At 63.7% G+C, this 25,532-nt stretch carries 33 protein-coding genes; 17 read left to right on the plus strand and 16 right to left on the minus strand.

Annotated features, from left to right (window positions below; translation table 11 throughout):
- The first annotated feature begins 35 nt into the window (after nt 1–35).
- On the plus strand, nt 36–3,437 hold the full coding sequence (locus tag ACWGS8_RS23335) for an acyl-[ACP]--phospholipid O-acyltransferase (protein WP_454583121.1): 3,402 nt from the start codon (nt 36–38) through the stop codon (nt 3,435–3,437).
- A 152-nt stretch (nt 3,438–3,589) separates the two neighbouring features.
- Nucleotides 3,590–3,844 (plus strand): GCG_CRPN prefix-to-repeats domain-containing protein, encoded by a 255-nt coding sequence (locus ACWGS8_RS23340; protein ID WP_454583333.1) that lies wholly within the window; start codon nt 3,590–3,592, stop codon nt 3,842–3,844.
- 90 nt (nt 3,845–3,934) lie between these two features.
- Here the strand turns inward: ACWGS8_RS23340 and ACWGS8_RS23345 are convergent, their stop codons facing one another.
- The 8 genes from ACWGS8_RS23345 to ACWGS8_RS23380 form a co-directional block, all read right to left on the minus strand.
- A complete protein-coding gene (locus ACWGS8_RS23345; protein WP_454583122.1) occupies nt 3,935–5,194 on the minus strand; it encodes a DUF1501 domain-containing protein in 1,260 nt (419 codons plus the stop codon).
- 39 nt (nt 5,195–5,233) lie between these two features.
- On the minus strand, nt 5,234–6,727 hold the full coding sequence (locus tag ACWGS8_RS23350; protein ID WP_454583123.1) for a DUF1800 domain-containing protein: 1,494 nt from the start codon (nt 6,725–6,727) through the stop codon (nt 5,234–5,236).
- A 114-nt stretch (nt 6,728–6,841) separates the two neighbouring features.
- A complete protein-coding gene (locus ACWGS8_RS23355; RefSeq protein WP_454583124.1) occupies nt 6,842–7,120 on the minus strand; it encodes a GCG_CRPN prefix-to-repeats domain-containing protein in 279 nt (92 codons plus the stop codon).
- Between the two features lie 110 nt (nt 7,121–7,230).
- A complete protein-coding gene (locus ACWGS8_RS23360; protein ID WP_454583125.1) occupies nt 7,231–7,686 on the minus strand; it encodes a periplasmic heavy metal sensor in 456 nt (151 codons plus the stop codon).
- Nucleotides 7,683–8,129 carry a hypothetical protein gene (locus tag ACWGS8_RS23365; protein ID WP_454583126.1) on the minus strand — a complete coding sequence of 149 codons (447 nt, stop codon included), beginning with the start codon at nt 8,127–8,129 and terminating at the stop codon, nt 7,683–7,685. Before ACWGS8_RS23365 ends, ACWGS8_RS23360 begins: the two co-directional genes overlap by 4 nt.
- A 119-nt stretch (nt 8,130–8,248) precedes the next feature.
- On the minus strand, nt 8,249–8,785 hold the full coding sequence (locus tag ACWGS8_RS23370; RefSeq protein WP_454583127.1) for an RNA polymerase sigma factor: 537 nt from the start codon (nt 8,783–8,785) through the stop codon (nt 8,249–8,251).
- Nucleotides 8,786–8,830: 45 nt separating this feature from the next.
- Complete coding sequence (locus tag ACWGS8_RS23375) at nt 8,831–9,268, minus strand: EF-hand domain-containing protein (protein ID WP_454583128.1); 438 nt, start codon at nt 9,266–9,268, stop codon at nt 8,831–8,833.
- A gap of 214 nt (nt 9,269–9,482) precedes the next feature.
- Nucleotides 9,483–9,671, minus strand: coding sequence for a YodC family protein (locus tag ACWGS8_RS23380; protein WP_454583129.1), 189 nt, complete (start codon nt 9,669–9,671; stop codon nt 9,483–9,485).
- A 363-nt stretch (nt 9,672–10,034) separates the two neighbouring features.
- Between ACWGS8_RS23380 and ACWGS8_RS23385 the strand changes: the two genes are divergently transcribed.
- The 6 genes from ACWGS8_RS23385 (at nt 10,035) to ACWGS8_RS23410 (ending at nt 12,927) form a co-directional block, all read left to right on the plus strand.
- A complete protein-coding gene (locus ACWGS8_RS23385) occupies nt 10,035–11,348 on the plus strand; it encodes a tyrosine-type recombinase/integrase (protein WP_454583130.1) in 1,314 nt (437 codons plus the stop codon).
- A 203-nt stretch (nt 11,349–11,551) separates the two neighbouring features.
- A complete protein-coding gene (locus ACWGS8_RS23390; RefSeq protein WP_454583131.1) occupies nt 11,552–11,752 on the plus strand; it encodes a helix-turn-helix transcriptional regulator in 201 nt (66 codons plus the stop codon).
- Entirely contained in the window at nt 11,749–11,949 is a 201-nt protein-coding gene (locus ACWGS8_RS23395; RefSeq protein WP_454583132.1) for a hypothetical protein, read from the plus strand. Before ACWGS8_RS23390 ends, ACWGS8_RS23395 begins: the two co-directional genes overlap by 4 nt.
- Nucleotides 11,936–12,139 (plus strand): hypothetical protein, encoded by a 204-nt coding sequence (locus tag ACWGS8_RS23400; RefSeq protein ID WP_454583133.1) that lies wholly within the window; start codon nt 11,936–11,938, stop codon nt 12,137–12,139. The genes ACWGS8_RS23395 and ACWGS8_RS23400 overlap by 14 nt, the downstream gene beginning before the upstream one ends.
- Complete coding sequence (locus ACWGS8_RS23405) at nt 12,136–12,456, plus strand: hypothetical protein (protein WP_454583134.1); 321 nt, start codon at nt 12,136–12,138, stop codon at nt 12,454–12,456. Before ACWGS8_RS23400 ends, ACWGS8_RS23405 begins: the two co-directional genes overlap by 4 nt.
- Complete coding sequence (locus ACWGS8_RS23410) at nt 12,457–12,927, plus strand: helix-turn-helix domain-containing protein (protein WP_454583135.1); 471 nt, start codon at nt 12,457–12,459, stop codon at nt 12,925–12,927.
- A 191-nt stretch (nt 12,928–13,118) separates the two neighbouring features.
- Here the strand turns inward: ACWGS8_RS23410 and ACWGS8_RS23415 are convergent, their stop codons facing one another.
- Entirely contained in the window at nt 13,119–13,610 is a 492-nt protein-coding gene (locus ACWGS8_RS23415; RefSeq protein ID WP_454583136.1) for a hypothetical protein, read from the minus strand.
- Complete coding sequence (locus ACWGS8_RS23420) at nt 13,597–13,893, minus strand: helix-turn-helix transcriptional regulator (RefSeq protein WP_454583137.1); 297 nt, start codon at nt 13,891–13,893, stop codon at nt 13,597–13,599. Before ACWGS8_RS23420 ends, ACWGS8_RS23415 begins: the two co-directional genes overlap by 14 nt.
- Before the next feature lie 513 nt (nt 13,894–14,406).
- Here ACWGS8_RS23420 and ACWGS8_RS23425 point away from each other — a divergent pair.
- From ACWGS8_RS23425 to ACWGS8_RS23445, 5 genes are all read left to right on the plus strand, one after another.
- Nucleotides 14,407–15,057 (plus strand): hypothetical protein, encoded by a 651-nt coding sequence (locus ACWGS8_RS23425; protein ID WP_454583138.1) that lies wholly within the window; start codon nt 14,407–14,409, stop codon nt 15,055–15,057.
- The gene (locus ACWGS8_RS23430) at nt 15,054–15,569 is read left to right on the plus strand and encodes a hypothetical protein (RefSeq protein WP_454583139.1); all 516 of its coding nucleotides are present in this window, start codon (nt 15,054–15,056) and stop codon (nt 15,567–15,569) included. The genes ACWGS8_RS23425 and ACWGS8_RS23430 overlap by 4 nt, the downstream gene beginning before the upstream one ends.
- 310 nt (nt 15,570–15,879) lie before the next feature.
- Entirely contained in the window at nt 15,880–19,239 is a 3,360-nt protein-coding gene (locus ACWGS8_RS23435; RefSeq protein ID WP_454583140.1) for a hypothetical protein, read from the plus strand.
- Nucleotides 19,229–19,540, plus strand: a complete 312-nt coding sequence (locus ACWGS8_RS23440) for a hypothetical protein (RefSeq protein WP_454583141.1) — start codon at nt 19,229–19,231, stop codon at nt 19,538–19,540. Before ACWGS8_RS23435 ends, ACWGS8_RS23440 begins: the two co-directional genes overlap by 11 nt.
- A gap of 11 nt (nt 19,541–19,551) precedes the next feature.
- Nucleotides 19,552–20,421, plus strand: a complete 870-nt coding sequence (locus ACWGS8_RS23445; protein WP_454583142.1) for a hypothetical protein — start codon at nt 19,552–19,554, stop codon at nt 20,419–20,421.
- A gap of 26 nt (nt 20,422–20,447) precedes the next feature.
- Here the strand turns inward: ACWGS8_RS23445 and ACWGS8_RS23450 are convergent, their stop codons facing one another.
- The 3 genes from ACWGS8_RS23450 to ACWGS8_RS23460 form a co-directional block, all read right to left on the minus strand.
- Complete coding sequence (locus ACWGS8_RS23450; protein ID WP_454583143.1) at nt 20,448–21,242, minus strand: hypothetical protein; 795 nt, start codon at nt 21,240–21,242, stop codon at nt 20,448–20,450.
- 16 nt (nt 21,243–21,258) lie between these two features.
- On the minus strand, nt 21,259–21,558 hold the full coding sequence (locus ACWGS8_RS23455) for a hypothetical protein (RefSeq protein WP_454583144.1): 300 nt from the start codon (nt 21,556–21,558) through the stop codon (nt 21,259–21,261).
- A 108-nt stretch (nt 21,559–21,666) separates the two neighbouring features.
- Nucleotides 21,667–21,873, minus strand: coding sequence for a ribbon-helix-helix protein, CopG family (locus ACWGS8_RS23460; protein ID WP_454583145.1), 207 nt, complete (start codon nt 21,871–21,873; stop codon nt 21,667–21,669).
- A gap of 89 nt (nt 21,874–21,962) precedes the next feature.
- Between ACWGS8_RS23460 and ACWGS8_RS23465 the strand changes: the two genes are divergently transcribed.
- The 3 genes from ACWGS8_RS23465 (at nt 21,963) to ACWGS8_RS23475 (ending at nt 23,810) form a co-directional block, all read left to right on the plus strand.
- On the plus strand, nt 21,963–22,139 hold the full coding sequence (locus ACWGS8_RS23465) for a hypothetical protein (protein ID WP_454583146.1): 177 nt from the start codon (nt 21,963–21,965) through the stop codon (nt 22,137–22,139).
- Nucleotides 22,136–22,462 carry a hypothetical protein gene (locus tag ACWGS8_RS23470; protein ID WP_454583147.1) on the plus strand — a complete coding sequence of 109 codons (327 nt, stop codon included), beginning with the start codon at nt 22,136–22,138 and terminating at the stop codon, nt 22,460–22,462. The genes ACWGS8_RS23465 and ACWGS8_RS23470 overlap by 4 nt, the downstream gene beginning before the upstream one ends.
- 313 nt (nt 22,463–22,775) lie before the next feature.
- Nucleotides 22,776–23,810 carry a tyrosine-type recombinase/integrase gene (locus ACWGS8_RS23475; protein WP_454583148.1) on the plus strand — a complete coding sequence of 345 codons (1,035 nt, stop codon included), beginning with the start codon at nt 22,776–22,778 and terminating at the stop codon, nt 23,808–23,810.
- Between the two features lie 15 nt (nt 23,811–23,825).
- Here the strand turns inward: ACWGS8_RS23475 and ACWGS8_RS23480 are convergent, their stop codons facing one another.
- Nucleotides 23,826–24,020 carry a hypothetical protein gene (locus ACWGS8_RS23480; RefSeq protein WP_454583149.1) on the minus strand — a complete coding sequence of 65 codons (195 nt, stop codon included), beginning with the start codon at nt 24,018–24,020 and terminating at the stop codon, nt 23,826–23,828.
- A 143-nt stretch (nt 24,021–24,163) separates the two neighbouring features.
- Between ACWGS8_RS23480 and ACWGS8_RS23485 the strand changes: the two genes are divergently transcribed.
- Nucleotides 24,164–24,592 carry a DUF2280 domain-containing protein gene (locus ACWGS8_RS23485; protein WP_454583150.1) on the plus strand — a complete coding sequence of 143 codons (429 nt, stop codon included), beginning with the start codon at nt 24,164–24,166 and terminating at the stop codon, nt 24,590–24,592.
- On the opposite strand, the gene ACWGS8_RS23490 is transcribed toward ACWGS8_RS23485, so the two are convergent.
- Entirely contained in the window at nt 24,589–24,834 is a 246-nt protein-coding gene (locus ACWGS8_RS23490; protein ID WP_454583151.1) for a DNA-binding protein, read from the minus strand. The genes ACWGS8_RS23485 and ACWGS8_RS23490 overlap by 4 nt on opposite strands.
- Before the next feature lie 68 nt (nt 24,835–24,902).
- Nucleotides 24,903–25,502 (minus strand): hypothetical protein, encoded by a 600-nt coding sequence (locus tag ACWGS8_RS23495; protein ID WP_454583152.1) that lies wholly within the window; start codon nt 25,500–25,502, stop codon nt 24,903–24,905.
- Nucleotides 25,503–25,532: the final 30 nt, after the last annotated feature.

Below are 25,532 nucleotides of genomic sequence, written 5' to 3' on the forward strand. Positions count from 1 at the left end.
ACACAGCGGCAGGGTTCCGCCAAATGGAAATCGCCATGAACACGCATCTGATGTTGTCCCGGCGCTTTGCGCCTCTGTTCTGGACGCAGTTCCTGTCCGCCTTCAACGACAATTTCCTCAAGAACACACTGGTGTTCCTGATCCTCTTCACGCTGGCCGCCGATCAGGCCGCCTCGCTGGTCACTTTGGCGGGCGCCGTCTTCATGGCGCCCTTCCTGTTGTTGTCGGCGCTTGGCGGCGAGATCGCCGACCGCTTCGACAAGGCCCTCATCGCCCGGCGGCTGAAATTCGCCGAGATCGCCGCGGCGGCCGTCTCTGTCGCCGGCATCGCGCTGTCTTCGATCCCGGTGCTGATGACGGCGCTGCTGATGTTCGGCATCATCTCGGCGCTGTTCGGGCCGATCAAATACGGCATCCTGCCCGATCACCTCGAGCGCAAGGAACTGCCCAAGGCCAACGCCTGGATAGAGTCGGCCACGTTTGCCGCCATCCTCGGCGGCACCATCGTCGGCGGCGTCGTGTCGGCCGACGGCATCGGCGTCACGGTGTTCGGACCGATCATGATGGCCTTGGCCGTCGGCTGCTGGTTCGTCAGCCGCTACATTCCGCCCACCGGTTCGGCAGCACCTGACCTTGTCATCGACAAGAACATCTTCCGCTCGACCTGGCGCCAGGTCAGCGAATTGCGCGCCGACATGCGCATCTGGCGCGCCGGACTGATGACCTCCTGGTTCTGGCTGATCGGCGCCATCGTGCTTTCGATCCTGCCGACCTTGATCAAGGATTCGCTCGGCGGCAACGAGATCGCCGTCACCGTCTATCTCGCGGTGTTTGCCGTCTCGATCGCCGTCGGCTCGGCGATTGCCGCATGGATGTCGCAGGGGCGTATCGTGCTTCTGCCTGCGCCGGTCGGCACGGCGCTGCTGGCGCTGTTCGGCCTGCATTTGGCCTGGACCATATGGAGCATGCAGCCTTCGCCGAAGGCGCAAACCCTTGCCCTGTTCTTCGCCGGGCCAAACACCATCCGCGTGGCGATCGACCTCGCCGCCATGGCCATCGCCAGCGCCTTCCTCGTGGTGCCGACCTTCGCCGCCGTGCAGGCCTGGTCGCCGGAAGCGCGCCGCGCCCGTGTCGTCGCCGCCGTCAGCATCGTCAATGCCGGCTTCATGACCGTTGGTGGCATTATCGTCGCCGTGATCCAGACGAAAGTTTCCACCGGCGGCATCCTGTTTGGCCTCGCCGCCGCCAACGCCATCGCCGCCTGGCTGATGCTGAAATTCCTGCCGACCAACGCCTTCCGCGATTTCGTCTCCATCCTGTTCCGCGCCTTCCTGCGCCTGGAGGTCGAGGGCATGGAGAACCTCAAGGCGGCCGGCAAGGCGCCGATCCTGGCGCTCAACCATGTCAGCTTCCTCGACGGTCCGCTGGCGCTGACGCTGACCGATGAGGAGCCGGTCTTCGCCATCGACTACGCCATAGCCCAGGCCTGGTGGATGAAGCCGTTCATGAAGCTCGCCCGCGCTTTGCCACTCAACCCGGCCAAGCCGATGTCGACCCGCGCGCTGATCAAGATCGTGCAGGGTGGCGATCCGCTGGTCATCTTCCCCGAAGGCCGCATCACCGTGACCGGCGGGCTGATGAAGGTCTATGACGGCGCCGCCATGGTGGCGGACAAGACCGGCTCGATGGTTGTGCCGATCCGCATCGACGGGCTGGAGAAAAGCCCGTTCTCGCGGCTGACGTCGCAGCATGTGCGCCGCCGGCTGTTCCCGAAGGTCAAGGTGACCATACTGGAGCCGGTCAAGCTGCAGGTGCCGCCGGAACTGAAGGGCCGCAAGCGCCGCGCCGCGGCGGGTTCGGCACTCTACCAGGTCATGTCGGATCTCGTCCTCCGCACTCAGGACATCGACAAGACGGTGCTGGAAAAGATCATCCTGACGGCGAATGAACGCGGCATGAAACGGCTCGCCGTGCAGGATCCGGTCACCCGCTCGCTGAGCTATGGCAAGCTGCTGACCGCGGCCGCCGTGCTTGGCGAGAAATTCCAGAACCTTTATGCCGATCAGCAGACGCTCGGCATCATGCTGCCCAACGCCAACGGCTCTTGCGCGACGCTGCTTGGCGTGATGTCGGCCGGCAAGGTGCCGGCGATGATCAACTTCACCGCGGGCGCCGCCAACATCCTGTCTGCCTGCAAGGCGGCCGAGGTGCGCACGGTGCTCACGTCCCGCGCGTTTGTAGAACAGGCAAAGCTCGGCGCGGTGGTCGAGGAGATCGGTCGCTCGGTCGACATCGTCTGGCTCGACGATCTGCGCAAGACCATCGGTCTCAAGGACAAGCTGCTCGGCCTGTTGCGCAAGTCGACGCCACGCGCGCCGCGCAAGCCTGACGATCCGGCGGTGATTCTGTTCACCTCAGGCTCCGAAGGCACGCCGAAGGGCGTCGTGCTGACCCACCGCAACATACTGGCCAATGCCGCGCAGGCGGCCTCGCGCATCGACTTCCACTCGGGCGACAAGGTGTTCAACGTTTTGCCGATCTTCCATTCCTTCGGCATGACGGCCGGCACGGTGCTGCCGCTGATCTCGGGCGTGCCGATCTTCTTCTACCCGTCGCCGCTGCACTACCGCATCGTGCCGGAACTGATCTACGCATCCAACGCGACGATCATCTTCGGCACCGATACGTTCCTCGGCGGCTATGCGCGCACCGCGCATCCCTATGACTTCCGCTCGATACGCTATTGTTTTGCCGGCGCGGAACCGGTCAAGGCGTCCACGCGCATGACCTATATGGAAAAGTTCGGCGTGCGCATCCTGGAAGGCTATGGCGTCACCGAGACCGCGCCGGTGATCTCCATCAACACGCCGATGTACAACCGCTCCGGCACCGTCGGCAAAATCATGCCCGGCATGGAGTATCGCCTCGATCCGGTGCCCGGTGTCGACGATGGCGGCCGGCTGCATGTCCGCGGACCCAACGTGATGGCGGGCTATCTGCGCGCCGAGAAGCCGGGTGTGCTCGAACCGCTGCCGGATGGCTGGCACGACACCGGCGATGTCGTTTCGATCGACGAAGGGGGATTCATCGCCATTCGCGGCCGCGCCAAGCGTTTCGCCAAGATCGGCGGCGAGATGATCTCGCTCGCGGCCGTCGAGGCGCTGGCGGGTGAAGTGTGGAATGGCTCGTTGTCGGCCGTCGCTTCCGTGCCGGATGCGCGCAAGGGCGAGAAGCTCATTCTCATCACCGAGGCTCCCGGCGCCACACGTGCCGAGTTCCTGGCCTTCGCCAAGGCGAATGGCGCCATGGACCTGATGGTTCCCGCCGAAGTGCGCGTCGTCCCGAAAGTGCCGGTGCTCGGCTCCGGCAAGCTCGACTTCGCCGGCGTGACCAAACTGGTGCGGGATGCGTCGGCCGCCAAGGTCGAGGCCGCCTGATCGAGGCCGCGAAACGATCCCACGCTGAAAGTCGCGGCATCGGTTGGCGAGCGCTCAGCCCGCTAACGGATATGTGATTGGACCACTCACCCGGCATTCAGCCGGGCGAGTGGTATGTTGTCCTCGGGAATGTCAACCATGGAGGTCATATCATGCTCACCAGATACATTCTGCCGATTGCCGTCGCCGCAGGCACATTGATGCTGTCGAGCGTCGGCTCGCAGGCCTTGCCCATGGCCAAGCCGAGCGCCGGTTTGTTGCCAATCGAAAGCGTCGGCTGGAGATGCGGCCCCGGCTGGCACATGAACCGGTGGGGAAATTGTGTGCCCAACCGTCGTCGCGTGATAATAGTGCGGCCGGGACATTGGCGGTATCATCACCACCATCGCTGGCACCGCCGCTGGTGATCACGGAGCGGATCGACGTGGCGCCCGGTCCGAAGTGGCGTGGGCGGCTCCCCAAAAAGGTGGCGCCTCCTGTGGCGCCATCTTTATTTCTCACACGACGAGATCCGGCATAGGCTTCACTGCCGCCGACTCCGGAAAAACCTTGTCGCCGAGCACGGCTGCCGAAAGACCGAACTGGTCGGCGAGCAGGCCCTTCAACACCGCCCTGACATCGCTGGTCGGCGCGAGATCGCGCTGTTCATAGAGCTGAGCCGGCTTCAATCCCGGCCAGTCGGCGACGACGCGGCCGCCCTTGATCGCGCCGCCGGCGAGCAGCACCACCGTGCCTGTGCCGTGATCGGTGCCGACCGTGCCATTGATCTGCGCCGTGCGCCCGAATTCGGTGATGGCGACGATCGCCGTGTCCTTCCAGCGGTCGCCGAGGCCTTTCTCGAATTCCTCGAAGGCGCCGTCGAGGCCGCCGAGCAGCCTGGCGAGTCGGCCGGTCGCGCCGCCTTCGTTGACATGCGTGTCCCAGCCGTCGAAGGCAAGCGCCGCAACACGCGGCCCGTCATCGGCCGCGATCAGCCTGGCGGCACCCTGCGCGGCCTGCCGCATGCCGGCGCCGCTGTCGAGGCCGCCCCTCGGCTTCATCGCTCCGTCCTTCGGCCTCATCACATTGCCGCCGATCTGGTCGTCGAGCGCCATGCGGTCGGCATCGAGTCCCTTTTGCAGGGCCACCGCCAGCACCGGATCGCGATGCTGATAGAGATCGAGGACCCGCGCCGCGAGGTCGCCGGCCGGCGCCGGCAGCGATTGCGGCGCCCAGCCGAGCACGGGAGCGGCACCGCGGATCACCAGCGGCGTCGATGGTCCGACGGCCAGTCCGCCGAGCGTCGCCACGCGGTCGCCCGCCGGCACGCTCTCCAGCGCCCGGTTGAGCCATCCGGTGGCGACGTGACCCGGCCCGGCAAATCCACTTTCCAGCACGTCCTGGCCGTCGAAATGCGAGCGCTCGCGATAGCCGGTCGCGGCCGCATGCACCACCGCGGCTTGCTTGTCCCTGAACAGCCGCGCGAAGACCGGCATTGCCGGATTGACCGCGAAGAAACCATCGAGCGGCAGCGCCGCATGCGGGCCGGCGAGCGACAGAGCGATGTCGCCATGCAGGCCGGCATAGTCGGGATCGCCGACCGGACCGACCGCCGACAGGCCGTCGAGCGCGCCGCGCAGCACGATGACGATCAGGCGCGGGTCGCGATTGTCGGCGGCGCGGGCGAAGCGCGGCAGATAGGCCCAGGCAAACAGCGCGCCGCCGGTCATCAGTACGGCGCGGCGGGACGGATGAGGGATTTCACACAGCAGGCTCATGACTTGGTCTCCATGTCGGCGCCGGACCTGTCGCGCGCGCTATCGTCTCTGGAATTCGGGCGCCATCAGCAGCAGCGCCAGGCCTTGCTGCCTGGATTCGGCGCGGGCGACCGCTTGCCGCGTTTCCGGCGAGGCGGAAGGACCGATGACGGCGTCGAGCATGTCGTTGGGATTGCCGATATCCTTGACCTGTCGGGCCGCCTGCCAGGCGATGTCGAGGCGGATCTTCATGCCTTCGGCCGAGGCCCAGCTGGCCGCCTGGTCGGAAAAGCCGTTCGGCCCCGGCGGCTGCCAGAGCGGTTCGCCGAGCGCATTGAGCCAGTTGAGCGACTGGCCGGGATCGGTTGCCGGACCCGGACCGGCCGCCCGGCGGATGGCGGTGATATAGTCGAAGGGCGAGCGCATCTTGGCCAGCGGCGTCGACCAGGCCTCCGGCATGTCGATGAGGGTCGCCGCCAATGCCCGGAGATTGCCGTCGGTCTTGGTAAAAACCTTGGCCAGGCGCGCGACCGCCGCCGGCGGCGGGTCGTCGGCTATGAAATGACGGGCGAGTTGCGTGGCGATGTGCTGCGCCGTCGCCGGATGGCTGGCGATATCGTTGAGCGCTGCCTCGGCCTGGCCCATGCCGCCGGCCGGATAGGTCTTGCCCAGCAGCACCGCATCCCCCGGCTCATGCGCATTGGGGTTGAAGGCGGAACTGCCCGGTTCGCCAAGCCGACCTTCGCGTCCGGCCATCGTCCAGCCGGTCAGGATGCGCGCGAAGCTGGTGACGTCGGCCTGGGTATAGCCGCTGCCGACGCCCAGCGTGTGCAGTTCCATGATCTCGCGGGCGAGGTTCTCGTTGAGGCCACGCCGGCGGTTCTTGCCGGCGCGGGAGTCGGGTCCGATCGACTGCTGGTTGTCGAGATAGAAGAGCATCGCCGGATGCCGCTCCACCGCCATCAGCATGTCGGCGAAACGGCCGAGCACGAACGGGCGGATGGCTTCGCGTTCGAAGGCTCCGGCGCTTGCCCGCACGATGTTGTCCTTCGCCACGGAGACACAGAAATGGTTCGACCAGAAATACACCAGGCGTTCGACAAAGCCGGCCTCGACCCGCAACGCCTTGTCGAAGCGCGCCTGGGCTTCGGCGCGAAACAGCGTGGCCTCGATTGGCGGCGCGGGCTTGGCCGGAGGCCCGGGCGGCGGAACAGGTGGGGCAGGCGCAACCTGTTCCGGCGTGGCCTGGGCGCTCGCCATTGCTGGCTGCGCCGTGGTTGCGGCCATGCGCTCGCGGTCGAGCTTGCGTTGGAAGTTTGCCGCCATGCTGGCCTGGATGGCCGGCGTGCTGCCCGGCAGGCTTGCATAGGCCGGATCGTCGAGCGGGATCAGGGCGATGTCGGGTTGCCGCAGTTCCGCCTTCAGATAGCCGCGCGGGTCGTGGATCACCCTGTCGCGGTCGCCGGGCCTTGCCCCGAGCCCGAAGCGGTTGAAAGCGACGAGCACTGGATCTGGGGCTGCATCGGGCGGGGAATTGGAGGCCGGGATAGCCAAGTCAGCTCTCCATTGCTGGGGCTTCCCGTGCACGGCGCCGGAAGCCCGTTCGAGCCGTTTCGTGCCTGTTCAACTGAGGTCGTGGGGCCGACGAAGTTGTCGGCCCCCGAGGCCTTACCAGCGATGCCAGCGGTGCCAGTGACGGTGCGGATGCCACCCGTAGAAGGCCGGGCGATGCCAGTAATAGTAGCGGGGGTAGACCACGACGCGGTTCGGGACGCAGCGTCCCCAGGGATTGGGATGCCAGCCAGGCCCGCAACCCCACGCGACGTGCTCGACCAGCGCCGGGGCGGCAAGCGGCGCCAGCGGCATCGCCGAGGATGCCGCGACGGTAGCCGCCGTTCCGGTGACCGCGAGAGCGGCGGTGACCGCGTATTTTGTCAGATAGTTCATGACCATGCTCCGAAATTGTCCGAGGTTGAAAACCTGTCGGCGCCAGATGGCCCGGCAGACCTTGCCCTTCATTTCGTTAAACGGGCGCCGTCGGCATTTTCCGTCGGTCGTCACGGGGTTTTTTTTGGCGATGTCGACGGCTGCGGCCCGGCGCGCCTTGAGAGTCCTTCCGCCAGCAGGCTGCGATCCTCGGCCGAGCCTGCCGCCGCAAACGCGATGATGCGCTGCTCCAGCCGCGTGCGCACGGTGACGTCGGCATTGCGGGCCCGTTCCAGGGCGGCCGCCAGGGCCGCCGTGTCGAGGACGGGCTGCCGCAGCAAATCCGCTGCATCGCGCCTGGCCTGCTGGCCGTCGAGGATGATTTCGCGCGACTCTTGGCGGACTTCGCGCAGCGCCTTGCGGAACATCGTGCGCTGCTGGTCCGGAAGCCGGCCGCCTGCCGCCTCCAGCGAATAGCCCTGGGCCGGCTTGCCGCGTTTCATCCAGACAGCCCCGCCGGCAAGCGCACCGGCCAGGAAGACATTCAGCACCACTGATGCGATAAGGAGATTGCGGCTGGTGCTCATAGGTCTTCCTCGATCGTGTCGGGCCCCGCATCACCGAACGCCGTCGCATTGGCGTCGAGCACATAATGGTCGGGCTGAACTTCGGGCGTGACGACGGTCACCAGGGCCAGTCCGGCGATAGCGCCGGCCAGCCCAATGCCGGCGAGCCCCAGCCCCAGCCACCAGAAGCGCTGACGCCGGCGCTGGACGACGTACCGGTCAGCGGTCAGCAGGATCGTGTCGTGCAGCGCCTTGCCGGGGTGCTCGACGCCATAACTGTCGAGCAGGGCGTCGAGCGTGTCGGCCCGTCGCGAAATGGCCTGGCCTGTCTCGCTTGAAGCAAAGGCGGCTGCCGCTTCGCGCTCCGCTTGCGGCCAGCGCCGCAGATTGCCGCCATAGGCTTCGGCCAGCGCCGCGAAACGCCTGGCGTCCATTGCCGGGCCGTCCTCGATATCTTCAGCCATCTTTCTTCCCCTTGCCCCTTGGTGCCGCGTGCCCACGCGGGTTGGAAACGAGGCCAACCGGCGCCCGCCTGACGCCCGCAAGGCACGGTGAATGTCCGCCATTCATGGTCGCGCTCCTTTCAGTCATGGACGCCGTCCCTCGCCAAAATCATCTGCAAGGCCCGCCGGCCGCGCGAAAGCAGGCTCTCCAGCGCATCGACGCTGATCTCCAATGTCGCGGCCGCCTCTATGTTGGACATCTCCTGATAGTAGACCAGGATGATCGCCTCGCGCTGGCGTGGCGCGATCGCCTGCAGGGCCTGCTCGACCCGATGTGGCTCTTCGCGAGCGTCGGGAAGCCGGGCAGGGTCGGCCACGTCCGGCAAATCGTCGGTCACCAGTTCGCGGCGCCGGCGCAGCCGGTCGTAGCAGAGGTTGAGGGTCACCCGGTGGATCCAGCTGTCGAAGCGTGCATTGCCACGCCGCCAGCTCGAGGCGTGGCGCCAGATGCGCATGAAGGTCTCCTGCGCGACATCCTCGGCCTCCGCCGCGTCGCCCAACATGCGCACGGCAAGCGAAAGGATGCGCGGCAATTTGCGCGCGACGAGCGTCTGCACGGCCGCCGGGTCGCCGGCACCGACCCGACGAACCAGCTCCTCGTCCGGATCCGCGCTCATCGGCTGGCGCACTCCCGATATCCATCACGCGTCATGGCCTCTTGGTCATTGCTCCGGCTTGGGAGCGGATTTGTGGCTTGGCATCTCGTCGGCCGTCAGAACGCCGTCGCCATTCTTGTCCAGTCTGGCAAAGCGCGTGGCGAAGAACGCATCGAGCTCGGCGCGGTCGATGAAGCCGTCATGGTTCGAATCGATGCGCGCGAAGGATTTGGCGGCATCGCCCTTGATGTTGCGCTTGGCCTGGAAGGCTTCCCACTCCAGCAGGCTGATCTTGCCGTCACCATCCGTGTCGGCGGCCATGATCGCCTTCTCCCGCCGCTTCTGGAACTTGGCCAGCGTGATGTCGGACTTGGCCCTTGGCGTGGCTGGGGCGGCAGCCGGCGGCGTGGTGCCAGGAGACGTGGCAGCAGGGGGCTGCGTCTGGGCGAGGGCTGCAACGGTCAGCAGGCTCAAGGCAGTGGCAAGGATCGAACGGCGTATCATGCTTAGGCGTCTCCGGTTTGCGCGTCGGCCACGGCCCATGCCATGGTCACGCTTCAACCGTTAAACGCCGCGACGACGGAAATCCGTCGGTTGCCTGTGCCGATCATCTGATTCGGCGACGCCGCCCCGGTGCTGGTACCAAAAGCAGCGGCCATGACACCCCATCCGGCGTCATCCCAATTCACGCCGGCCGGCCACCGCCCCTGGCAAACGGCTACGCCGATGGGTCGGCGACCACCAGCTGGTCCGGCTTGAAGCCCGCATGCTGCGGAATCCAGACATCGCCCTCGCGGTTGAACCAATGGCACAGATACATGCCGGAAGCGGCGCCGTCGCTGACCGTCATCTTCGGCCCTCCCGACTTCAGCTTGACGACGTCTCCGGTCTTGAAAGTGTTAGGCATTTTGGACCTCCCATGCTGAGGCCCGCGAGTTTCCCACCAAAGCTGAGTCTCGACAATGGCGGATATGGGGAGCCATTGCACGATCCACCGCACGGGCGGTGGTCAAGTACAGAATGCGCCATCGGAGGCAGCTGGAAGGGAAGGAACTGGTGCCGCTTAGGTGACTCGAACACCTGACCCCATCATTACGAATTCTGTGGTAGCCTTTCCTGTGGGCAATCGCTGGCTACCGATCGCCCCGGTCAGCGTGCCGGTTTCAGTCGCCTTTACAGGGCTTTGATTGGTAGCGATAATATCGGGAACAATTGACACCTATCGCGCCAGTGAGTGTCCCGATCTGTGTCCCAAAGCCAGGAGGACGCGATGGCGGTGGCGCTGACGCAAAAGAAAATCGACGCCCTGGCGACGAAGCGGCCGCCGGCGAAGCTGGAAATCGCCGACGGCGGGCAGGCCGGGCTCTATCTGGTCGTCGGCCCACGGGTGATGAAGTGGATCATCCGCTACAGGGTTGCATCCCAGAACGTGAAATTAGCCATCGGCGACTATGGCCAGGAGCGTCCGGCACTCGGCCTGCATGACGCCAGGAAGGCCGCTCAAGCCAAACTTCGGGAAGTTACAGAGGGGCGCGATCCACGATCGGACGGCAGCAGTGGGCTGCGTCGCCGGAACCTCACCGTCGAGGAGGCCTTCGGCGAATTCATCGACCGGCACGCAAAAGCAAAGAACAAGGCCAGCACCGTCCATGAAAACGAGGGCTTTATCGAGCGGGAGGTAAAGCCGCGGTGGCGCGGCCGAAAAATCCAGAGCATCTCGCGGCACGACATCGTCGACCTTGTCGACATGATCGCGCATGGCAGGCGATCTCCCGAGGGAAGTGTTTCGGTGCCGGGCAGACCCCAGTCGGCTGTTCGCGTTCGCGCTCTGCTCTCGAAGGCCTTCTCATGGTTCGCAGCGAAGTCGATCGTCGTCGACAATCCGTTCCGCGACGTCGAGGTGCCGGCGCCGCCGACGGCCCGAGACCGGGTGTTGTCCGATGACGAAATTAGGTGGCTCTGGCAGGCAACGGCCGTAGTGGGCTGGCCCTTCGGCGAGCTGGCGCAATTGCTGCTGCTCACCGCCCAGCGGCGCGACGAGGTGGCCGCCGGATCTTGGGCGGAGGTCACACTGGAGGGCGACGACCCGCTGTGGTCGATTCCCCCAGAGCGCACCAAGAACGGCCGGCGCCAAAACCTGCCGCTCACGCCACAGGTCGCGCGCATCCTGCAGGCGCTTCCTCGCCTGAAAGCGAAAGACGGAGAGGATGGTCGGTTCATCCTCTCGACGACGGGCGATTCGCCGATCTCGGGGTACAGCCGCGCGAAGAAGAAGATCGACGAGACGATGCTGGCAATCGCCCGCAAGGAGACCGGAGACCTGGCGCTCACGCTCGATCCGTGGACGCTACATGATCTCCGCCGGACCGCCGCGTCGGGCATGGCGCGGCTCGGCGTCGCGGTCCACATCGTCGAGGCGGTTCTAAATCACAAGTCCGGCAAGATCTCGGGCGTGGCGGCGATCTACAACCGTCACGACTACGCGCGCGAGAAGCGCGAGGCGCTCACTGCCTGGGCGAACCTAGTCGACAGCATCATCGCGCCGCGTGAGGCAGCGAACGTCGTGCCCATGAGGCGTCAGTGAGCGGCAGAATCAAAGGTGAGCGATGAAAAGATTTGGACGTGTCCAAATCTCACCCCAATAGGTTATCCACAGGCACTGTAACCATATTGGTTACATCTAGATCGCGGATGTAACCGTAATGGTTACACTGGTGCCAAGCCCGTTGCATTTTCTGTTTTCGATAGAGAAAGATTGACCTCAGTGACAACTGAGGTGCCATCGATATGGAGAAGACAACGAAAAAGTGGCTCGGCGCCAGGCAGGTCCGTGCCCGATACAACAACATCGGCGAGATGGCGCTCTGGCGCTGGGTCAACGACCCGGAATCGAAGTTTCCCAGGCCCGTGAAGATCTGCGGTCGCCGCTATTGGGATGAGGCTGACCTCGATCGCTACGATGAGAGCCTCAAGGCGGCGGCAGCATGATGCAGACCGACCTCGATCCCGATCTCCTGGTGCAAGAGGCCGCGCGCTGGATTGTTGAGACGCCGAAGGCCAAGCGGCCGCGCGCCGTTGTCATCGAGGTCCGCGACCGGTTTCCGCCGCTTGATGCCGTCGGCGCATGTGCTGCGGTCAAGCTGGCGAATGCCATCCGAGCAGGAGGCGCCGATGCAGCGCCCTGAAAAGCGAAAACCCGCCGCGGGTCAGGCGACGGGCTTTCAAAATATCGAATTGCTTCCCGGCAAAGTCGACAGCGCCGACGATAGCCTCAACCCCGGTCGGCTGCAAGCGTTGCGCCTCCATCAACGGTTTAATCTCTCGTGGGCGCTGGCTCGCGCCATCGCCGAGCACGTCGTGGGGAGGGCGCTATGAAGCTCTCAGAAATGGTCGTCGACCCGCGCGTCGCGGCCTTCCTGGCGCGCGGCGAGCGCGACGTCATTCCTGCCACCCGCGAGATCGTCGTCGAGCGTGTTCCAGACGGCGCCCCGTTTCTCGTGCAGATGACCGACGAGGCTCCGGACGGCTGGTTCATCGTCGAGATGACCGATGAGGCCGGCAACGAGTTGCTATGTCACCTGTGGGAATGCGCCGAGCTCGCCTTTGCCGATGCAGAGGCGATGAAAGACGCTTGGGGCCCGGCCGTGATCCGCGACAAGACGGGTTCCCCGCAGCCCGGCAGCGATGCCTAGATGTCGAAGCCAGTCTATGCGGCATTGCCGGCGCGTGCCCTCGGCGACAAGGAACTGACAGCGGAGCATTTCCGCGTTCTCGGCGCCGTGGCAGCTCACGATCGCCTCGGGGCCAATGGCACAGGCTGCTACGCCGGTCACCCACGGCTGGCAGGTGTGGCCGGGTGTCACCTCAAAAGCCTCTCGCGAGCGCTAGCTGCGCTCGAGTCGCGCGGCTACATCACGGTGCACAAACATCCCATGAATGGCCGACTACGCGTCTATCGCGTCGTCTACAACGAACTGGATGGCGCGTACTTCAAGAACGTAGGTAACGAGAATGCTACCGATCAACAACCGGAACCTGATCCCTGGGCCGATGCAAACGCCATGCGCAAGGCTGCGCAGGCCTCGAAGATAGGTAACAGCCTTGCTCCGAACGGGGCGGCAATAGGTAACAAGGATTTCGAAAAGATTCTACGAAATCAATGAGATGCCTGCGTAAATATATTCAGTTGAAACTGAAATACATCCAGATGAATCTGAAAGACATTCCGCCAAGCAGCACCCGAGAAAGTAGAATAGGTTGCAAAATTGCTACCGATGAAACGGGCTTTAGACGGAGCAACTTGCACACCTTGCACACTAGCGCGCGTGCGCGCGCGAGGCGGCCACGTTGCCGCCTAGCCGAGCTTGATCAGCTTCAACGCGCCGAGCAGAGAGACGATCGGCCAGGTCCAGCGCCAGAGAATGAACTGGGCGACCTGCAGATGCCAGATCAGGTTCGCCCGGCGCCGGCCATGCCGGGGAAGCCAGCTCTTGAGGTAGAGTTCTTCCATATTGATGATGATCTCGTCGCTGGTGTCGGCCGGCAGCATGGCTGAAAGCCAGAAGGAGGACGGTGGCGCCACCTCGGAAGGGACATGCGGGGGCTGCTGGGTAGTCTCGTTGATGTCTTTGAGCAAACAGACCGCAACGCGATCTGCCAACATCTCTGCACTCTCGAGTTCAGGCGTGGGCTCTAGCAATCTCAGGCGAGCATTTTCCCGCGCGGCCGATACGACCTCTTCGCGTATTGCGTAGGCCACCGGCTGAACGACTAGTTTAAACCTCACCGCCTTTCCAAAGCGGAAATGTGCTCGGTTTTTGTCATCGGCACCGTCATGCGTGGACAAGATCTTGCCCTCCAAGGGCGACGAATGCACGAGCGCATTCGGTGACAGCTCGGCGACCCTCGCCGGTGACGGTGAAGAGCCGCTTGGCGCGGCCGCCGCTCTCGTCCTTCTGGGCAGAAACCATCCCTTTCTCGACAAGGCGATTGAGGGTGATGAACGTGGCCGCGAACTGGGGCGCGCTGGTAACGGTCTCATCCAGGGCATTCTGCACCTTTGCTGCATGGGACGCCGGACCGGCGCGGATGAGCGCCAGCAGCGTCAACTCTTCGAGTTGACCAATCATAGGGGCGAGTTTCCTAGCTGATACAGTTACGATAGTTGTCCCGTCATCTCGCTAGCGAGTTAACGGAGTTCAGTTAACGGTGTTAACGTACTATCGAGGGATGCGGACGTCAAGGCTACGGCCAGTTGATCGGGAGTGTTCGGACTTCGCGGCAGCGTGCTCTCGGCAGAAGTTCGCATAGGCCGCTGCAACGCGCGCCCGCGCTTCCGGTGTCCTCGATGCCACTCGATCCTCGAAACCGTCCTGCTGGCGCCGCGCGGCGCGCCGGCGGGCTTCCTGAATGAACTGAGCCTGATTCATCGGTGCCTCCTCCCTGGCGTGTCAGGTGTAACCAATATGGTAGCACATCATCTAAAGATATGTGCTCCACGTGAAACATTCCCAGATTCTCCGGGGCTTTCGGCGAAAAACCGTTGCCTGTAAATAGACATAGGACACAAATCAGGCCACTATCGCTTGTGACGGCACTCGAAAAGGCCCGCTGTGAAGCGCGCCGATCCCGCGAAGGACGCCATGGACCAGCCAATCAAATCCGGCGATATCCGCCAACGCCTTGAAGCGAACGCCCAGCGCCTGGGCGAACTTCGCGAGGCGCTTAGGCCGTATGCCCTGACGGCCATGACCGGCGACAAGGCGGCCGCCAAGAAAGTCGCCGAGATCGCTGACGAGGAGCGCACGCTTCGAAGCGAGGTCACCACGTTCGAAGTCGCACTCGAGGAAGCGCTCCGGCTCGAAGAGGAAGCGGCAAAGCTTGCCATGGAGGAAGACCGCCAGCGACGCATGGCGGAGGCTCGGCGCATCGGCGAGCAGATCGTCGAAGCTGCCCGTCGGTTCGATGTCCTCGCTGCAGAAATGGGAGCGGTGCTCCGCCGCCGGCAAGAGCTGGCGCGCGAGGTTTGGCAAACGGGCATGGTTCCGGATGGGTATTCGCATGCCATGCGCCGCCCGCACCTCATCGCTTCAGCACTGGCCCACGCGGGCCTCGGGGAGTTTGGCGTCGTCAACGGCTCGGGTACCAGGGCACGCACGCTCGAGCAGGCAGACGCTGGCTACTTTGGTGCACGGATTGGCGGCGCGCCTTCGGCGCCTGACGAGGACGACGTCGACGAGTCGGCAGGCCCGACCGACGCCGAGGTCGAAACGCTCAGGAAGGCTGGCCTATGACCGCCATGAGTTTCAACGAAGCCCTCCAAAAGGAGAGCATCGAAAAGCGGAAGCAGCGCATCAACGCCGCGATCGAGATCGAAAAGGCCGCGGCCGCTGACCGGGCGGCGTTCGCGAAGATCATCAAACGCGCCGGAGACCCGGCGGAAACGGGGGAAGTTGCAATGGATCCTCACCATGCTTTCGATGCCGCCGTCGCCGCGATCCAGAAGCGGGACAACTGCCGACCCCTCGACGCCATCATGAAGGCGATGAGCGAGCACCCTGACCTCGCCGAGGCCTCCGCCAAGGCGCCGGTGGTGGCCCCTGTCGAAAAGCGCGCCGACGACGCGCGTTCAGCGGCGATCGCGAAGAGCGAGAAATCGCTCGACGACATCGCCAAGAACATGCAGCGCCCCGGCGAGAGCTTCGCCAAGGCGTACGAACGCATGCTTAGCGAGCGGCCGGAGCTCTACACACAGCACCTGGCCACGACGCAGCCGGCTTACGGCTACCTCGCCGAGAAGGCCTAGCAACAATGGCCTGGACGCCCTCGATCCTGGTGTCCCGGCTTCCAATCGCGCGGCGGGGTGACTCGAGATCGGCCTGCCAGCGCGGTCCCCAGGCAAGGCCTGGCGGAGCAGTCGGCGGACTCCGAAAAATCACCGACAGGCGGCGGACCTGGCAGAAGACCTCCATCTTCTATTCCCGGGGCGCGGTCGCGGTCCTGATGGAGCTAAATGACCGGGCCTCGGTCAGGACACTCCAACTCCATGGAGAAGGAAAACAAGCTGGGCGGCGCTCGCCCGCCGCCCAGCAAGTGGCCATTGAGGAGGCCTGAAAATGCCAGAACAAGCCGGCTCCGTCGTAGTCTCCATCGGCGGCAACCTTGCGCCGCTCGAGGCCGCATTCGCCAAGGCCAGGCAGATGGCCGACCTGTTCGACCAGCAGGTGTCGAAGAAGCTCGGCAACACCGGCGCTTCCGAGGCTGGACTGTCGAAAATCGCCGCTCTGATCGAGCAGACCAACGCCATGCTGGCCAAGATGACCGGCACGGTCACGACGGCCGACGCGTCGATGAACAAGTTCGGGGCCGACGCCGAGAAGGCGAGTGCTGCGGTCGACGATGTGAAGGCCAGCGCTGCGAGCGCGGCACCCGCCGTCGGCAAGCTCTCCAGCGAATTCAACAGCGCTGCCTCCTCGATCCAGCGCGCGGTGTCGGCAAACCAGCAATTCACGGCTTCCAACCGGGCACTCGCCGCAGCGTCCAATCTGAAACTCGCCGATGGCACGGCGGCCTCGACCGCGGAGATGCAGGCCTATGCCGTCGCCCTCGACGATATCAGGGCGAAATACAATCCGCTCTTTGCGGTGACGCGCCAGTATCTCACGCTCAAGGACGAACTGCGCATCGCGACCCAGCTTGGCGCGCTCTCCGAAACAGAGGCAGGTGCTGCACTCTCCAGGAACCGCCAGGAGACGCTTGCGGCCATCGGCGTGCTGAAAGGCCACACCGATGCCGTGAAGGGCCACGGTGCGGCCGCAGGGCTCGGCGCTTCGCAGATGATGGCGCTTACCCATGCCGTGCGCAGCTTCACCGAACAGATTGCGTTGGGGGCATCTCCGCTCCAGGCGTTGACAGCGCAGATGAACCATTTGAGCTATGTCGCTTCCGGTCCCGGCGGCGTGAGAGGCGCTCTGACAGCGATCGGCGAAATGGCAGTCAACTTCGCCGGAAAATTCGCCAAGGTCGGCCTTATCGTCACTGGCGCGATCGGCGGCTTCCTCGAAATCAGGAATGCCGCTAGTGAGGCGGAACGGCGAACCGTCGGATTCGGCGAGACCTTTGTCGCGCTGATCGATGTGATCAAGAACAACGCCGTTGGCCAGGCCATCTCGGCCGTCTGGGCGCCGATCAGTTATGCTCTCGACAAGCTTGGATCTGCGGCGGTCGATATCGGCGAGGTCATCATTAACTCTTTCGTGGCGACCTACCACGACGTTGAGTTCATCTGGAGCCAGTTCCCCAACATGCTCGGGAACGTCTTCGTCTCGGCTGCGAATTTCGGCATCGACGCGCTCAACCTCCTGGTTAAGAAGACCAGCGATTCCATTGACAGCATCAGCTCTGCACTGAACCGGTTCGGCGCGAGCATCCCGCTGCTCCTGGCCCCAAAGGATGCGATCGAGAAGATCGCAAACCCGTACGCCGAAACGATCGCAAAGGCCAACGCCGACAATATCGCCCGCACGATGGCCGACATGCAGGGGCACCCGCTGCGCGACTTCGCCAAGGATGTGGTCGACAGGATCCAGACCAATCACGCGCTGGAAGGCTTGGACGCGCTTGCCAATGTCGACTTCGGCAAGTCGATCGGCGGCGCGACCGGGCTTGGCAACGCCATCGGCGGCATCGGCTCCAACGCCAGCGGCGTGACGGTCACGATCGGCGGCATGGCGCAGCAGGTGATAAACGTCACCAAGGCCTTTGAGGACGCCAAGCGCGCGCAGCTCGGCCAACTGGTTTCGGCGCAGCAGAACCTCGTCCAGATGAAGCAGCAGGCCACCGAGCTTCAACAGACGCTCGCCGCTGCCGGCCAGAAGTCGGTCAGCGACGTGTTCGGCTCGTTCTTCAGCAACACGTCCGGGGCTCGGCAGGCCATCGCGGATGCCGCTTCGGGCATCGACAACCTGTTCAAGCAGTGGGACGCAGGTCGGGAATCGGCGAAAGCCCTCAACGCCGATATCGAGAAAATCCGCCAGACGATGCTCGCCATGGGCGGCGATCCGAAGGCGATCAATGCCTTCATCGACTCGGTGGTCAATGGCCAGCTGCAGGTCCGCCAGCTGAACTCCAACGTCAAGGACCTGTCGACCAGCATTCGCACGATCCCGAACAAGACCGTCACCATCACGGTCAAGACGCAGCAGGTCGGGTCGGGCACGCAATCGCTTTACGATGTGCCTGGCGGGCAGGTGGGCGTGACGCGCTATGGCGGGGTTAGCGGCCAGCAGTCAGGCCCATCCATGTCGGCCTATTCGGTGCCCAGCACTGGGTACGGTAGCCAAGGCGGCTATGACGGTGGCGGAACGTCGACTGTTGGCGTCACGCGCTTCAGCAGCGCCGGTAGCGGCGGTCCTGCTGGCGGTAGCACCTACACGAGCTACGGCGGCTGGCAGATGACCGCCCCGCCGGGAGGCTTCACGAAAGGCGTGATCCCGCCAGGATTTGCGGAGGACGACATGCCTCCCGGCTTCAACAGCGGTGGCATGATCCATCCCGGCGATACGCAGCAAGTGTCGTTCTTCAAGAGCCCTGACGAAACGGTTGGCATCTTCACGCCGGGCCAGATGGACGCGCTTGCCAATCCGCAATCGGGCTTCACCGGCACCCAGCCGACAGCCAACGACAATCGGGGCTGGACCGTCCTGATGAACATCGAAGCCTCGACGCGGAAAACCGCGCAGCTTCTCGACGATATCAACACCAGGGGGGCCTCGGTCGCAAGCAGCGGCGGCTCGTCGGGCGCTTCGGGCACGATGACCAAGATCGGCAACGATCTCTATGATTCCAATGGGCTGAACGCTGGCGGCCATACCGCTGATCAGGTGGCCGCCTACACCAGCATTTTGAAGTCCGCCATGTCGAATTACTCGGCGATCGGCGGTATGGGCCTTGTTGGCTATGGAGCGAATGGCCTCGCCGCCACCCCGCAGCAGATCGCGGCCAATCTTGCTTATAAGGGCGGGTCGCCAGTCGGCATTCCATCCGGTTCGTTCGCCGCCGGCCCGTCGGCGCCCACGGTCCTGCGCGGCGGCGACCCCTACAACGCCATGCTGAACGGGTTGACCCCCGGCACGGCGCAATATGCCCAGGTCTACGCCCAGGCGCTCGCTGCTTCGAACAAGGCGCATGGCTTCAACTCCGGCGGCATGATCGCACCCGGCGACAGCCAGGAAGTCCGGTTCTTCAAATCGCCCGAGGAAACCGTGGCGATCTTCACGCCGCAGCAGATGTCGGCTCTGAGGGGTGAAAACCAGAACCAGAAGGCGGCGGCTAACGACAGCCGGCCGATCAGCTTCAACATACCAATCACGGTGCAGGGCGGGAGTGGTCAGGTCAGCAATGACAGCATTGCCGAGATAGAGCGCCGGTTCTCGCTGGCGCTCCGGAAAGGACTGAGGTCGCTCAATGGTCGATAGAACGCTCCCGAAGCCGCCACCCGAGTTCGCTGCCCTGGTTGAGGGCAGCCGCAATGGATTCAGAGCGCAGTTCGGGAGCTTCCAAGACGCGCAGATCTCTGCCTACGCCATCGGAGCATCGGCTGATGGCAGCCATCTCGCCTTCCAGTTCATCATGCCCGACGGCTCGGTCCATAGGTTCACACTACGCGCTGAGTGGGTGCCGCAGCTCGCGATCGAGGTCGCAGGTGCGACCGACGACATGAATGAGCGGCGAGTCGCTGCGGCGCTCGCGACGGCAGAAATGAAGGGCCACGCCTGATGCTACCACATATGCTTTCAGGGGCCTCTGTACGTGGCCGCGCCATAGTGGTCGGAGGGAATACGGGCGATGCTGATGGCGGCTTTGTCGAGCCTCCGGTCGTCACCACCACGGCCTCGGGCAACACCACGGTTAAGGGCAAGGTCAAGCCCGGCTCATTCGGCAAGTTCGTCGTGCCGCTGGCGACGGTGACGGCCGGTCGGCAATACACATTCCGCTACACGCCGCAGTTTTCACAGCTCGCCCAGCAGGGCAAGCTTGCCATGGTCGGCTTCGGCTTCAAGACCAACAATGATTTCCACATCGTCGGCCTGCGCGCAGCTGCCGACCGGTTGGTCGTGGTCATCGTCACCGGCGAGAGCGTCGGCAACTACACGACGACCGGCGTCTCTGTCGGCGGTACCGCATTGTCTCTCTGGAGTCCCGGCCGCATCCAACTCTTCACCACGATCGTTACCTATTTCGAGATCTACTATGGCATCGTCGCCAGCGGCGCGGCGCCAAACATCGTGATGACCACAAATGCCGAGAGGGCAAATTTCGACGTCTACTGCTGCTCGGGGCTGAACTCCACGCCGGTTGATCAGGTCTCGAAGACCTCCGCCTCTGGCACAAGCTGCGCCATCAATGACATCGAGACCAAGGTCGGCGGCGCGTTGATCGCGGGCGTTGCTGCGCAAGGCACGGGAGCGAATGTGACAGAAGGTTGGACCGGCGCTGGCAGTGTGGTGGAGGACTCCGATCAATCTGCTTCGATGTCGAACACCTCGACGGCAGCGGCTCACATCGCGACGACCGCCGCAACCACGACTGACGATTTCACCTTCACCTTGTCGGCTTCAAAGACCTTCGTCGGCGGGGCGATCAGCTTCGGGCCTTGATCGGGCCGGCGAAGGGGGAGGACCGCTTACGTCGGCTTTGTTCTTTCGAGTGTATCCGCCCACTCGGCACCGGTCCGGTAGTCTCCGGGAAAGTAGGTATGGATTTCCCGCATCGGCATTTTCAGATGCATCTCTCGATAAGCTCGCCAATGGTGATGGCTGAAGAACGTAATGTCAGTGAGCCCTTGGTCGGGTGGGTCAGAATCGAAGGCTAGAATGTAGCCGAAGGGCGGAAAGCTGATCTCGGCGAAGGTGTGCGAAGGCCCTCCTCCCAAGCTCAACATCCCTGTAATCCCTGCCTGCCGCGTCTTCGAAGAGCGAGGGTCGGTCATGAAGCAAAACAGTCGCAACTTCGAATCGAAACCGATCGCATCGCGATCTAGCACGTACTTCCGAAGCGAAGGGTTAGCTTCGAACATGCCTGGCCCGCATGCGCTGGCAAACATACACGCAATCTGCTTCGCCACCGCGCCTGGGAAGATCCGAAAGGGGAGCGCCAATGAACTGCCGCCCGCTAGGCGGAACTCCATGCCTTGCATGCTCCATTCGACGTAGTGCCGGACATACCACGCGCCAGTGTCGTTGTTGCACCGCTGGCAAAGTGTGTAGCGCCCGGCGCCTCGACGGCTGGTCCGATGCCTCATCTCAGAGGGATGGGCAAGTTCGCCTGTAAGCCGGCCATTGTCAAAGTAGTGATTAATGTCAGAGAACCGCATGCTGCCCTTGTTGAACGCCGCCTCTGGCGGAACGTGTTCAAAGGTCAGCCGATCCTCAACGCCGCAGACCGCACACTTGCCGAAATGGATTTCCTTCTTGGGCATTGCAGCGCGCAAGCCTTCAATTGCTCGGAGCGCGTTCTCTCTTATGCATCTTGCAGAGCACCATGTATCTCGGATCACTTCCGGCTAAGCTCGATATAGGGTCGGGAAGGGTGAGGATTTGCGAACCGAAGTCGCAATATTTGGCAATCACTTCGGCGACATCTCTGCCGCCGGCACCCGTGATCTTGGCGATATCTCCGTCGTGACAATTGCCGGCGGTGATCCCGAGGGAAAGCATTTCGCACGATCGTTCTTCGGCCGCTGCTGCACCGCAAAATACAGCCAGCGAAGCAATTGTGTACGCGATACGGTGCATCCCAACCTCCCAAGTCGTGCCCTGCCGTATACTTGCGCGACTGCGACACGGGCGCAAGCCGGGCAAAATTGGCGACGATGTCGCCAATTTGGTTACATCGCGGACACGCTATTTGGGGAGATAGCCATTTTCCTTGAGCCACTCTCGAAGCAGGCGGCGCACGACTTCCGGGCGCGATGTCTCTTGAAGCGCCGCGGCGGCCTCGTCGAGCGCGGCAAGCATCTGGGGCTGCAGGCGAACGCCAATCAGCGTCCCCTTGCCGGTCGGTGCAGGGCCACGCTTTTTCCGTGTTAACACAGTTGTTGACTGCTTCATAAAAACCGTGTTAACACAATAGCAGGCCGGTTAGGAAGAGCCAACTTCCAGACCGGCCCTAACCGAAACGAACCTTGATGGAGGCTCGCATGGCTTACCTTCGTATATCACTATCGCTCATCGCGAAAAACCCGGACGTCGCGGCCTTCCTGTCGCGCGGCGAGCGCGATCCCGACGCCGAGCCGGTCATCGTCCCGGTTCGCTTTCCTCGGCCGCCCTTCAAGGACGGCGCCGCTGCGCGCCGCGAACTGGAGTGCGTGTCATGAAGGCCGTCGTCGCGATAATAAAGTCCGCAGTCGCGGCTGGGCCGATCGACCCGTTGTTGGCGGCCATCAACCTCTACCAGTTCGCTGGCGAGGCTTACGACGACATGCCGGAAGACCTGACCGAGGAGCAGGAGGCCGAGGCCTTCAGCCGTCTCTGCGCCGACCCAGACGCCGTCCTCAGCGCCTGGGGCAAGCCCGCGACGACGCACGAGGGCGCTGTGGCGGCGTTACGCCTCGCTCTGCAAGAGCTCGAGGCTGAAGGCGAGCCGATCGTGAAAAGCTTGGTGGCGGCGGCGCTCGGGTACTTCGGAGGCCGCACATGAGCACTCCCGTACTAGGGGAGTGCTCTACCACTGAGAAGGCCGTCAGGACGGCCGAGGCGTGCGTCGCTCTCTTGCTCGAAGGACTCGGGCCGGAGGCCGGCGCGCGCGTCGCTGCGGCCGCGCTGCTGCCCGAAGTGCTCATGTCAGCCGAGCCGCCCGAAAATTGGTCCGGGCGCTTCGCGGCGCGCGGCATCCGCATGTCAGCCCGGACCCTGCGCGAGAAGGCGATCGCCGCCGGCCTCTGCTACCATGTCGACAAGCAGGTGCTGATCTCTCCGCGCCAACTCGACCAGCTCTTCCTGTGGGGAAAAAAATGCCGCTCACCATCTACAAGCGAGGCCGCATCTGGTGGCTCACCGGCTCCGTCAACAATCGCGACGGCAAGTCGAGAGTTCATGAAAGCACAGGCACGGCTGACGAAGCCGAAGCCACGAGGATCCGCATAAGGCGCGAGGCCGACGCCGCCGAGGCCATCCATGCCGATCCCAAGTCGCTCTATACGTTCGCCGCGGCGGTGAACCTCTACCTCGACGCCGGCAAGGACGAGCGCTTCATTGGCCCGCTGCTCGAGCATTTCGCCGATACGCGGATTTCGGCCATGACCGGCGACAGCGTGCGCGCCGCGGCGAAGGCGCTTTATCCCGGAGCCGCCTACACAACCTGGAATCGGCAGGTGGTGACGCCGGCGAAGGCGATCATCAACCATGCCGCCAACGCGGGCAAATGCTACGCGATCACCATCAAAGGCTTCAGCAAGCGCGACCGCGACGCGCGCCGGCCGGACACGCCGCCGCGCCAAGCCGTCGACCGCAGTTACATCGATGCCTTCCGGGCACATTGCGAGGTGCCGCGAATCGGCACGCTTATGCTTCTGCTGTTCCAGACCGGCGCCCGCATCGGCGACGCCGTGCGGCTTGAATGGCGCGACGTCGACCTCGACGAAAAGCGCGTGACGTTTCGAGAAATGAAGAACGGCGACGACGGCACGGCCGACCTCACTGACGAACTGGCGCTCGAGTTGCGGAGCATGCGCGCCGCCGCAGTGGTGGTGGCCGGAGGCGGCTCGATCGACGCCGATCGCGTCTTCGGCTTCAGCCACCGGTTCGGGCTCTACAGGGTCATTCGCAGCACGTGCCAGAAGGCCGGCATTCCGTACCTGGGCACCCACCAGCCAGGCCGCCACAGCTTCGCTACCGAGATGATCGTGCGGCACGGCGTCGACGTCGCCACCACGGCCGCCAAGGGCCGCTGGAAGTCCAAGCAACTGCTGATCTCGACCTACGTGCACGAGGAACGTGACCGAACCGTCATCGACCGGGTATTCGGCGGCGCTCGAGAGCAATCTTGATCTGTCGAGCCTCTGCTAAAGATCGAGGTGGCCGCCTTCGCTGGCCAGCTTCTGGAGCTCGTCCGCGATTTCTAAAATCAGCGTCTCGCCCTCCGCGATCGAACCCACGGGCTGTTCTTGCGCAATAGACCTGTCGGGATGGCGCATCACGACCTTATAAGGCTTGTCCGCCTCAGGTGTTGGAACCACTTCGCCAGTCATTTTGGCCACGCAAATATCTCCATCCGCTCTCAAAACACGCACATAGTGGTGGGTGTGGGTTCCTACAAGCGCGCAGCCGCCATTGACTATATCAGCGCGGGCCGAATGATGGCATATTTGCCTGACCTTACCTGACGGAATGGCAGAGACCCATGGCGACGGCGAAGCTCCCAGAAGCGGCGAAAGCCCTTGTAGTGCAACGGCTCGCAGCCTTCGACTCGCCTTCGGATGTCGTCGAGGTGGTCAAGAAAGAGTTCGGGATCTCGGTAAGCCGCCAGAGCGTCGAGTTTTTCGACCCAACGAAGCGTGCCGGCAAGAACCTGGCGCCGAAATGGCGGGCGATCTTCGAGCAGGCTCGCGAGGCATTCCTCAGAGAGACGGCCACCATCGGCATCAGCCATCGTGTGGTTCGGCTTCGCGCACTCCAGCGCATGGCCGACAAAGCCGAGGAGATGGGGAACAGTGAAATGGTGCTGAAGATCCTCCGCCAGGCGGCGGAAGAGGTAGGCGGCATGTACACCAGCCGGCGTGAGTATACCGGGTTGACGCCGGCCGTTGTCGCGATCTTGCCGAAAGCTTAGAGGGCCAACTCGCGCCGCTCGTGACTGGCGACGTCCCCGGTGAGCGCTTTTATCCTGGCCGTGTCGAAAGCGTCGAGTTCGCTCTCCAGCCAGAACCGGCGACGGCCGCGCCAGTGCGGCTGAGGAAAGCCGCTCCTCCGGTCGTCGAGCCGGCGGTCGAGAGTGGTGTCGGAAATCCGATATCGCCTGCACACCGCGCCGGTATCGAGCTCGCGCCTCGGTTTCGTGACCCAACTTGCCATCGAGCCGGCTCCATGGCGCCGGAGAAAAGGCCAACCGTGCGGAACGGTTTTGGAAGGCCGACGCGGCTTTAGAGTGATAGGAATTCCCCGCCGAATGTCCAGCGGCCATGGAAGCCGTGTGGGCCTTTCCAAAGGCTTTGCGATAAAAGCCGCTGTAGTCGGCGCCCATAAGCCTGCATCAAGAACTGGTAGCCAGCCCAAATTGCAGCCGACATCGCCGGCTCGGGCTCAGATTCCTCAACCGAGAGTGCGCAGGGATATCGCGCCCACGATTCGAGTCCTTGCTCGAACGCCGCCAGCGCCCCGCGGTGCCGCGTCTTGTATGGAATGAGAGCCGACTGGGCATGAAGCCCTGTCAATGAATGCGATCGAAGATTCTTCGCGAGCTTGCCGTTCGAAATCCAGTGCGGATGTTCGTAGACCAGGAAAGCTTTGATCGCGTTCTCAAGCGCAAATCCTCCGAGTAAAAACACCGCCTTGTTGGATTCGTCCCACTGCCCGATTACCCGACCCTCGCCATCGCGCTGAATGAGCAAGCCCTTTGGCTCCTTGCTGGCGAGCGCGATCGCCTGGTGATGCAGGCTATCGGCCGCGAGCAACCAACTGTGAGGGTTGGCATTCATGGCGAACTCGTAATTGACGTCCCGCTCACGACGCTTCGCCAACATGCATTTGTGTCCCGAAATGTGTCTCGCTTA

The sequence above is a fragment of the Mesorhizobium sp. 43Arga genome (genome assembly GCF_053714255.1).

What these genes read in the sequence shown, in the direction of transcription:
- ACWGS8_RS23335 (WP_454583121.1), top strand. Translation starts at nt 36, where the DNA reads ATGAACACGCATCTGATGTTGTCCCGGCGCTTTGCGCCTCTGTTCTGG.
- ACWGS8_RS23340 (WP_454583333.1), top strand. Translation starts at nt 3,590, where the DNA reads ATGCTCACCAGATACATTCTGCCGATTGCCGTCGCCGCAGGCACATTG.
- ACWGS8_RS23345 (WP_454583122.1), bottom strand. Translation starts at nt 5,194, where the DNA reads ATGAGCCTGCTGTGTGAAATCCCTCATCCGTCCCGCCGCGCCGTACTG.
- ACWGS8_RS23355 (WP_454583124.1), bottom strand. Translation starts at nt 7,120, where the DNA reads ATGAACTATCTGACAAAATACGCGGTCACCGCCGCTCTCGCGGTCACC.
- ACWGS8_RS23360 (WP_454583125.1), bottom strand. Translation starts at nt 7,686, where the DNA reads ATGAGCACCAGCCGCAATCTCCTTATCGCATCAGTGGTGCTGAATGTC.
- ACWGS8_RS23365 (WP_454583126.1), bottom strand. Translation starts at nt 8,129, where the DNA reads ATGGCTGAAGATATCGAGGACGGCCCGGCAATGGACGCCAGGCGTTTC.
- ACWGS8_RS23370 (WP_454583127.1), bottom strand. Translation starts at nt 8,785, where the DNA reads ATGAGCGCGGATCCGGACGAGGAGCTGGTTCGTCGGGTCGGTGCCGGC.
- ACWGS8_RS23375 (WP_454583128.1), bottom strand. Translation starts at nt 9,268, where the DNA reads ATGATACGCCGTTCGATCCTTGCCACTGCCTTGAGCCTGCTGACCGTT.
- ACWGS8_RS23380 (WP_454583129.1), bottom strand. Translation starts at nt 9,671, where the DNA reads ATGCCTAACACTTTCAAGACCGGAGACGTCGTCAAGCTGAAGTCGGGA.
- ACWGS8_RS23385 (WP_454583130.1), top strand. Translation starts at nt 10,035, where the DNA reads ATGGCGGTGGCGCTGACGCAAAAGAAAATCGACGCCCTGGCGACGAAG.
- ACWGS8_RS23390 (WP_454583131.1), top strand. Translation starts at nt 11,552, where the DNA reads ATGGAGAAGACAACGAAAAAGTGGCTCGGCGCCAGGCAGGTCCGTGCC.
- ACWGS8_RS23395 (WP_454583132.1), top strand. Translation starts at nt 11,749, where the DNA reads ATGATGCAGACCGACCTCGATCCCGATCTCCTGGTGCAAGAGGCCGCG.
- ACWGS8_RS23400 (WP_454583133.1), top strand. Translation starts at nt 11,936, where the DNA reads ATGCAGCGCCCTGAAAAGCGAAAACCCGCCGCGGGTCAGGCGACGGGC.
- ACWGS8_RS23405 (WP_454583134.1), top strand. Translation starts at nt 12,136, where the DNA reads ATGAAGCTCTCAGAAATGGTCGTCGACCCGCGCGTCGCGGCCTTCCTG.
- ACWGS8_RS23410 (WP_454583135.1), top strand. Translation starts at nt 12,457, where the DNA reads ATGTCGAAGCCAGTCTATGCGGCATTGCCGGCGCGTGCCCTCGGCGAC.
- ACWGS8_RS23420 (WP_454583137.1), bottom strand. Translation starts at nt 13,893, where the DNA reads ATGATTGGTCAACTCGAAGAGTTGACGCTGCTGGCGCTCATCCGCGCC.
- ACWGS8_RS23425 (WP_454583138.1), top strand. Translation starts at nt 14,407, where the DNA reads ATGGACCAGCCAATCAAATCCGGCGATATCCGCCAACGCCTTGAAGCG.
- ACWGS8_RS23430 (WP_454583139.1), top strand. Translation starts at nt 15,054, where the DNA reads ATGACCGCCATGAGTTTCAACGAAGCCCTCCAAAAGGAGAGCATCGAA.
- ACWGS8_RS23435 (WP_454583140.1), top strand. Translation starts at nt 15,880, where the DNA reads ATGCCAGAACAAGCCGGCTCCGTCGTAGTCTCCATCGGCGGCAACCTT.
- ACWGS8_RS23440 (WP_454583141.1), top strand. Translation starts at nt 19,229, where the DNA reads ATGGTCGATAGAACGCTCCCGAAGCCGCCACCCGAGTTCGCTGCCCTG.
- ACWGS8_RS23445 (WP_454583142.1), top strand. Translation starts at nt 19,552, where the DNA reads ATGCTTTCAGGGGCCTCTGTACGTGGCCGCGCCATAGTGGTCGGAGGG.
- ACWGS8_RS23450 (WP_454583143.1), bottom strand. Translation starts at nt 21,242, where the DNA reads ATGCCCAAGAAGGAAATCCATTTCGGCAAGTGTGCGGTCTGCGGCGTT.
- ACWGS8_RS23455 (WP_454583144.1), bottom strand. Translation starts at nt 21,558, where the DNA reads ATGCACCGTATCGCGTACACAATTGCTTCGCTGGCTGTATTTTGCGGT.
- ACWGS8_RS23460 (WP_454583145.1), bottom strand. Translation starts at nt 21,873, where the DNA reads ATGAAGCAGTCAACAACTGTGTTAACACGGAAAAAGCGTGGCCCTGCA.
- ACWGS8_RS23465 (WP_454583146.1), top strand. Translation starts at nt 21,963, where the DNA reads ATGGCTTACCTTCGTATATCACTATCGCTCATCGCGAAAAACCCGGAC.
- ACWGS8_RS23470 (WP_454583147.1), top strand. Translation starts at nt 22,136, where the DNA reads ATGAAGGCCGTCGTCGCGATAATAAAGTCCGCAGTCGCGGCTGGGCCG.
- ACWGS8_RS23475 (WP_454583148.1), top strand. Translation starts at nt 22,776, where the DNA reads ATGCCGCTCACCATCTACAAGCGAGGCCGCATCTGGTGGCTCACCGGC.
- ACWGS8_RS23485 (WP_454583150.1), top strand. Translation starts at nt 24,164, where the DNA reads ATGGCGACGGCGAAGCTCCCAGAAGCGGCGAAAGCCCTTGTAGTGCAA.
- ACWGS8_RS23490 (WP_454583151.1), bottom strand. Translation starts at nt 24,834, where the DNA reads ATGGCAAGTTGGGTCACGAAACCGAGGCGCGAGCTCGATACCGGCGCG.
- ACWGS8_RS23495 (WP_454583152.1), bottom strand. Translation starts at nt 25,502, where the DNA reads ATGTTGGCGAAGCGTCGTGAGCGGGACGTCAATTACGAGTTCGCCATG.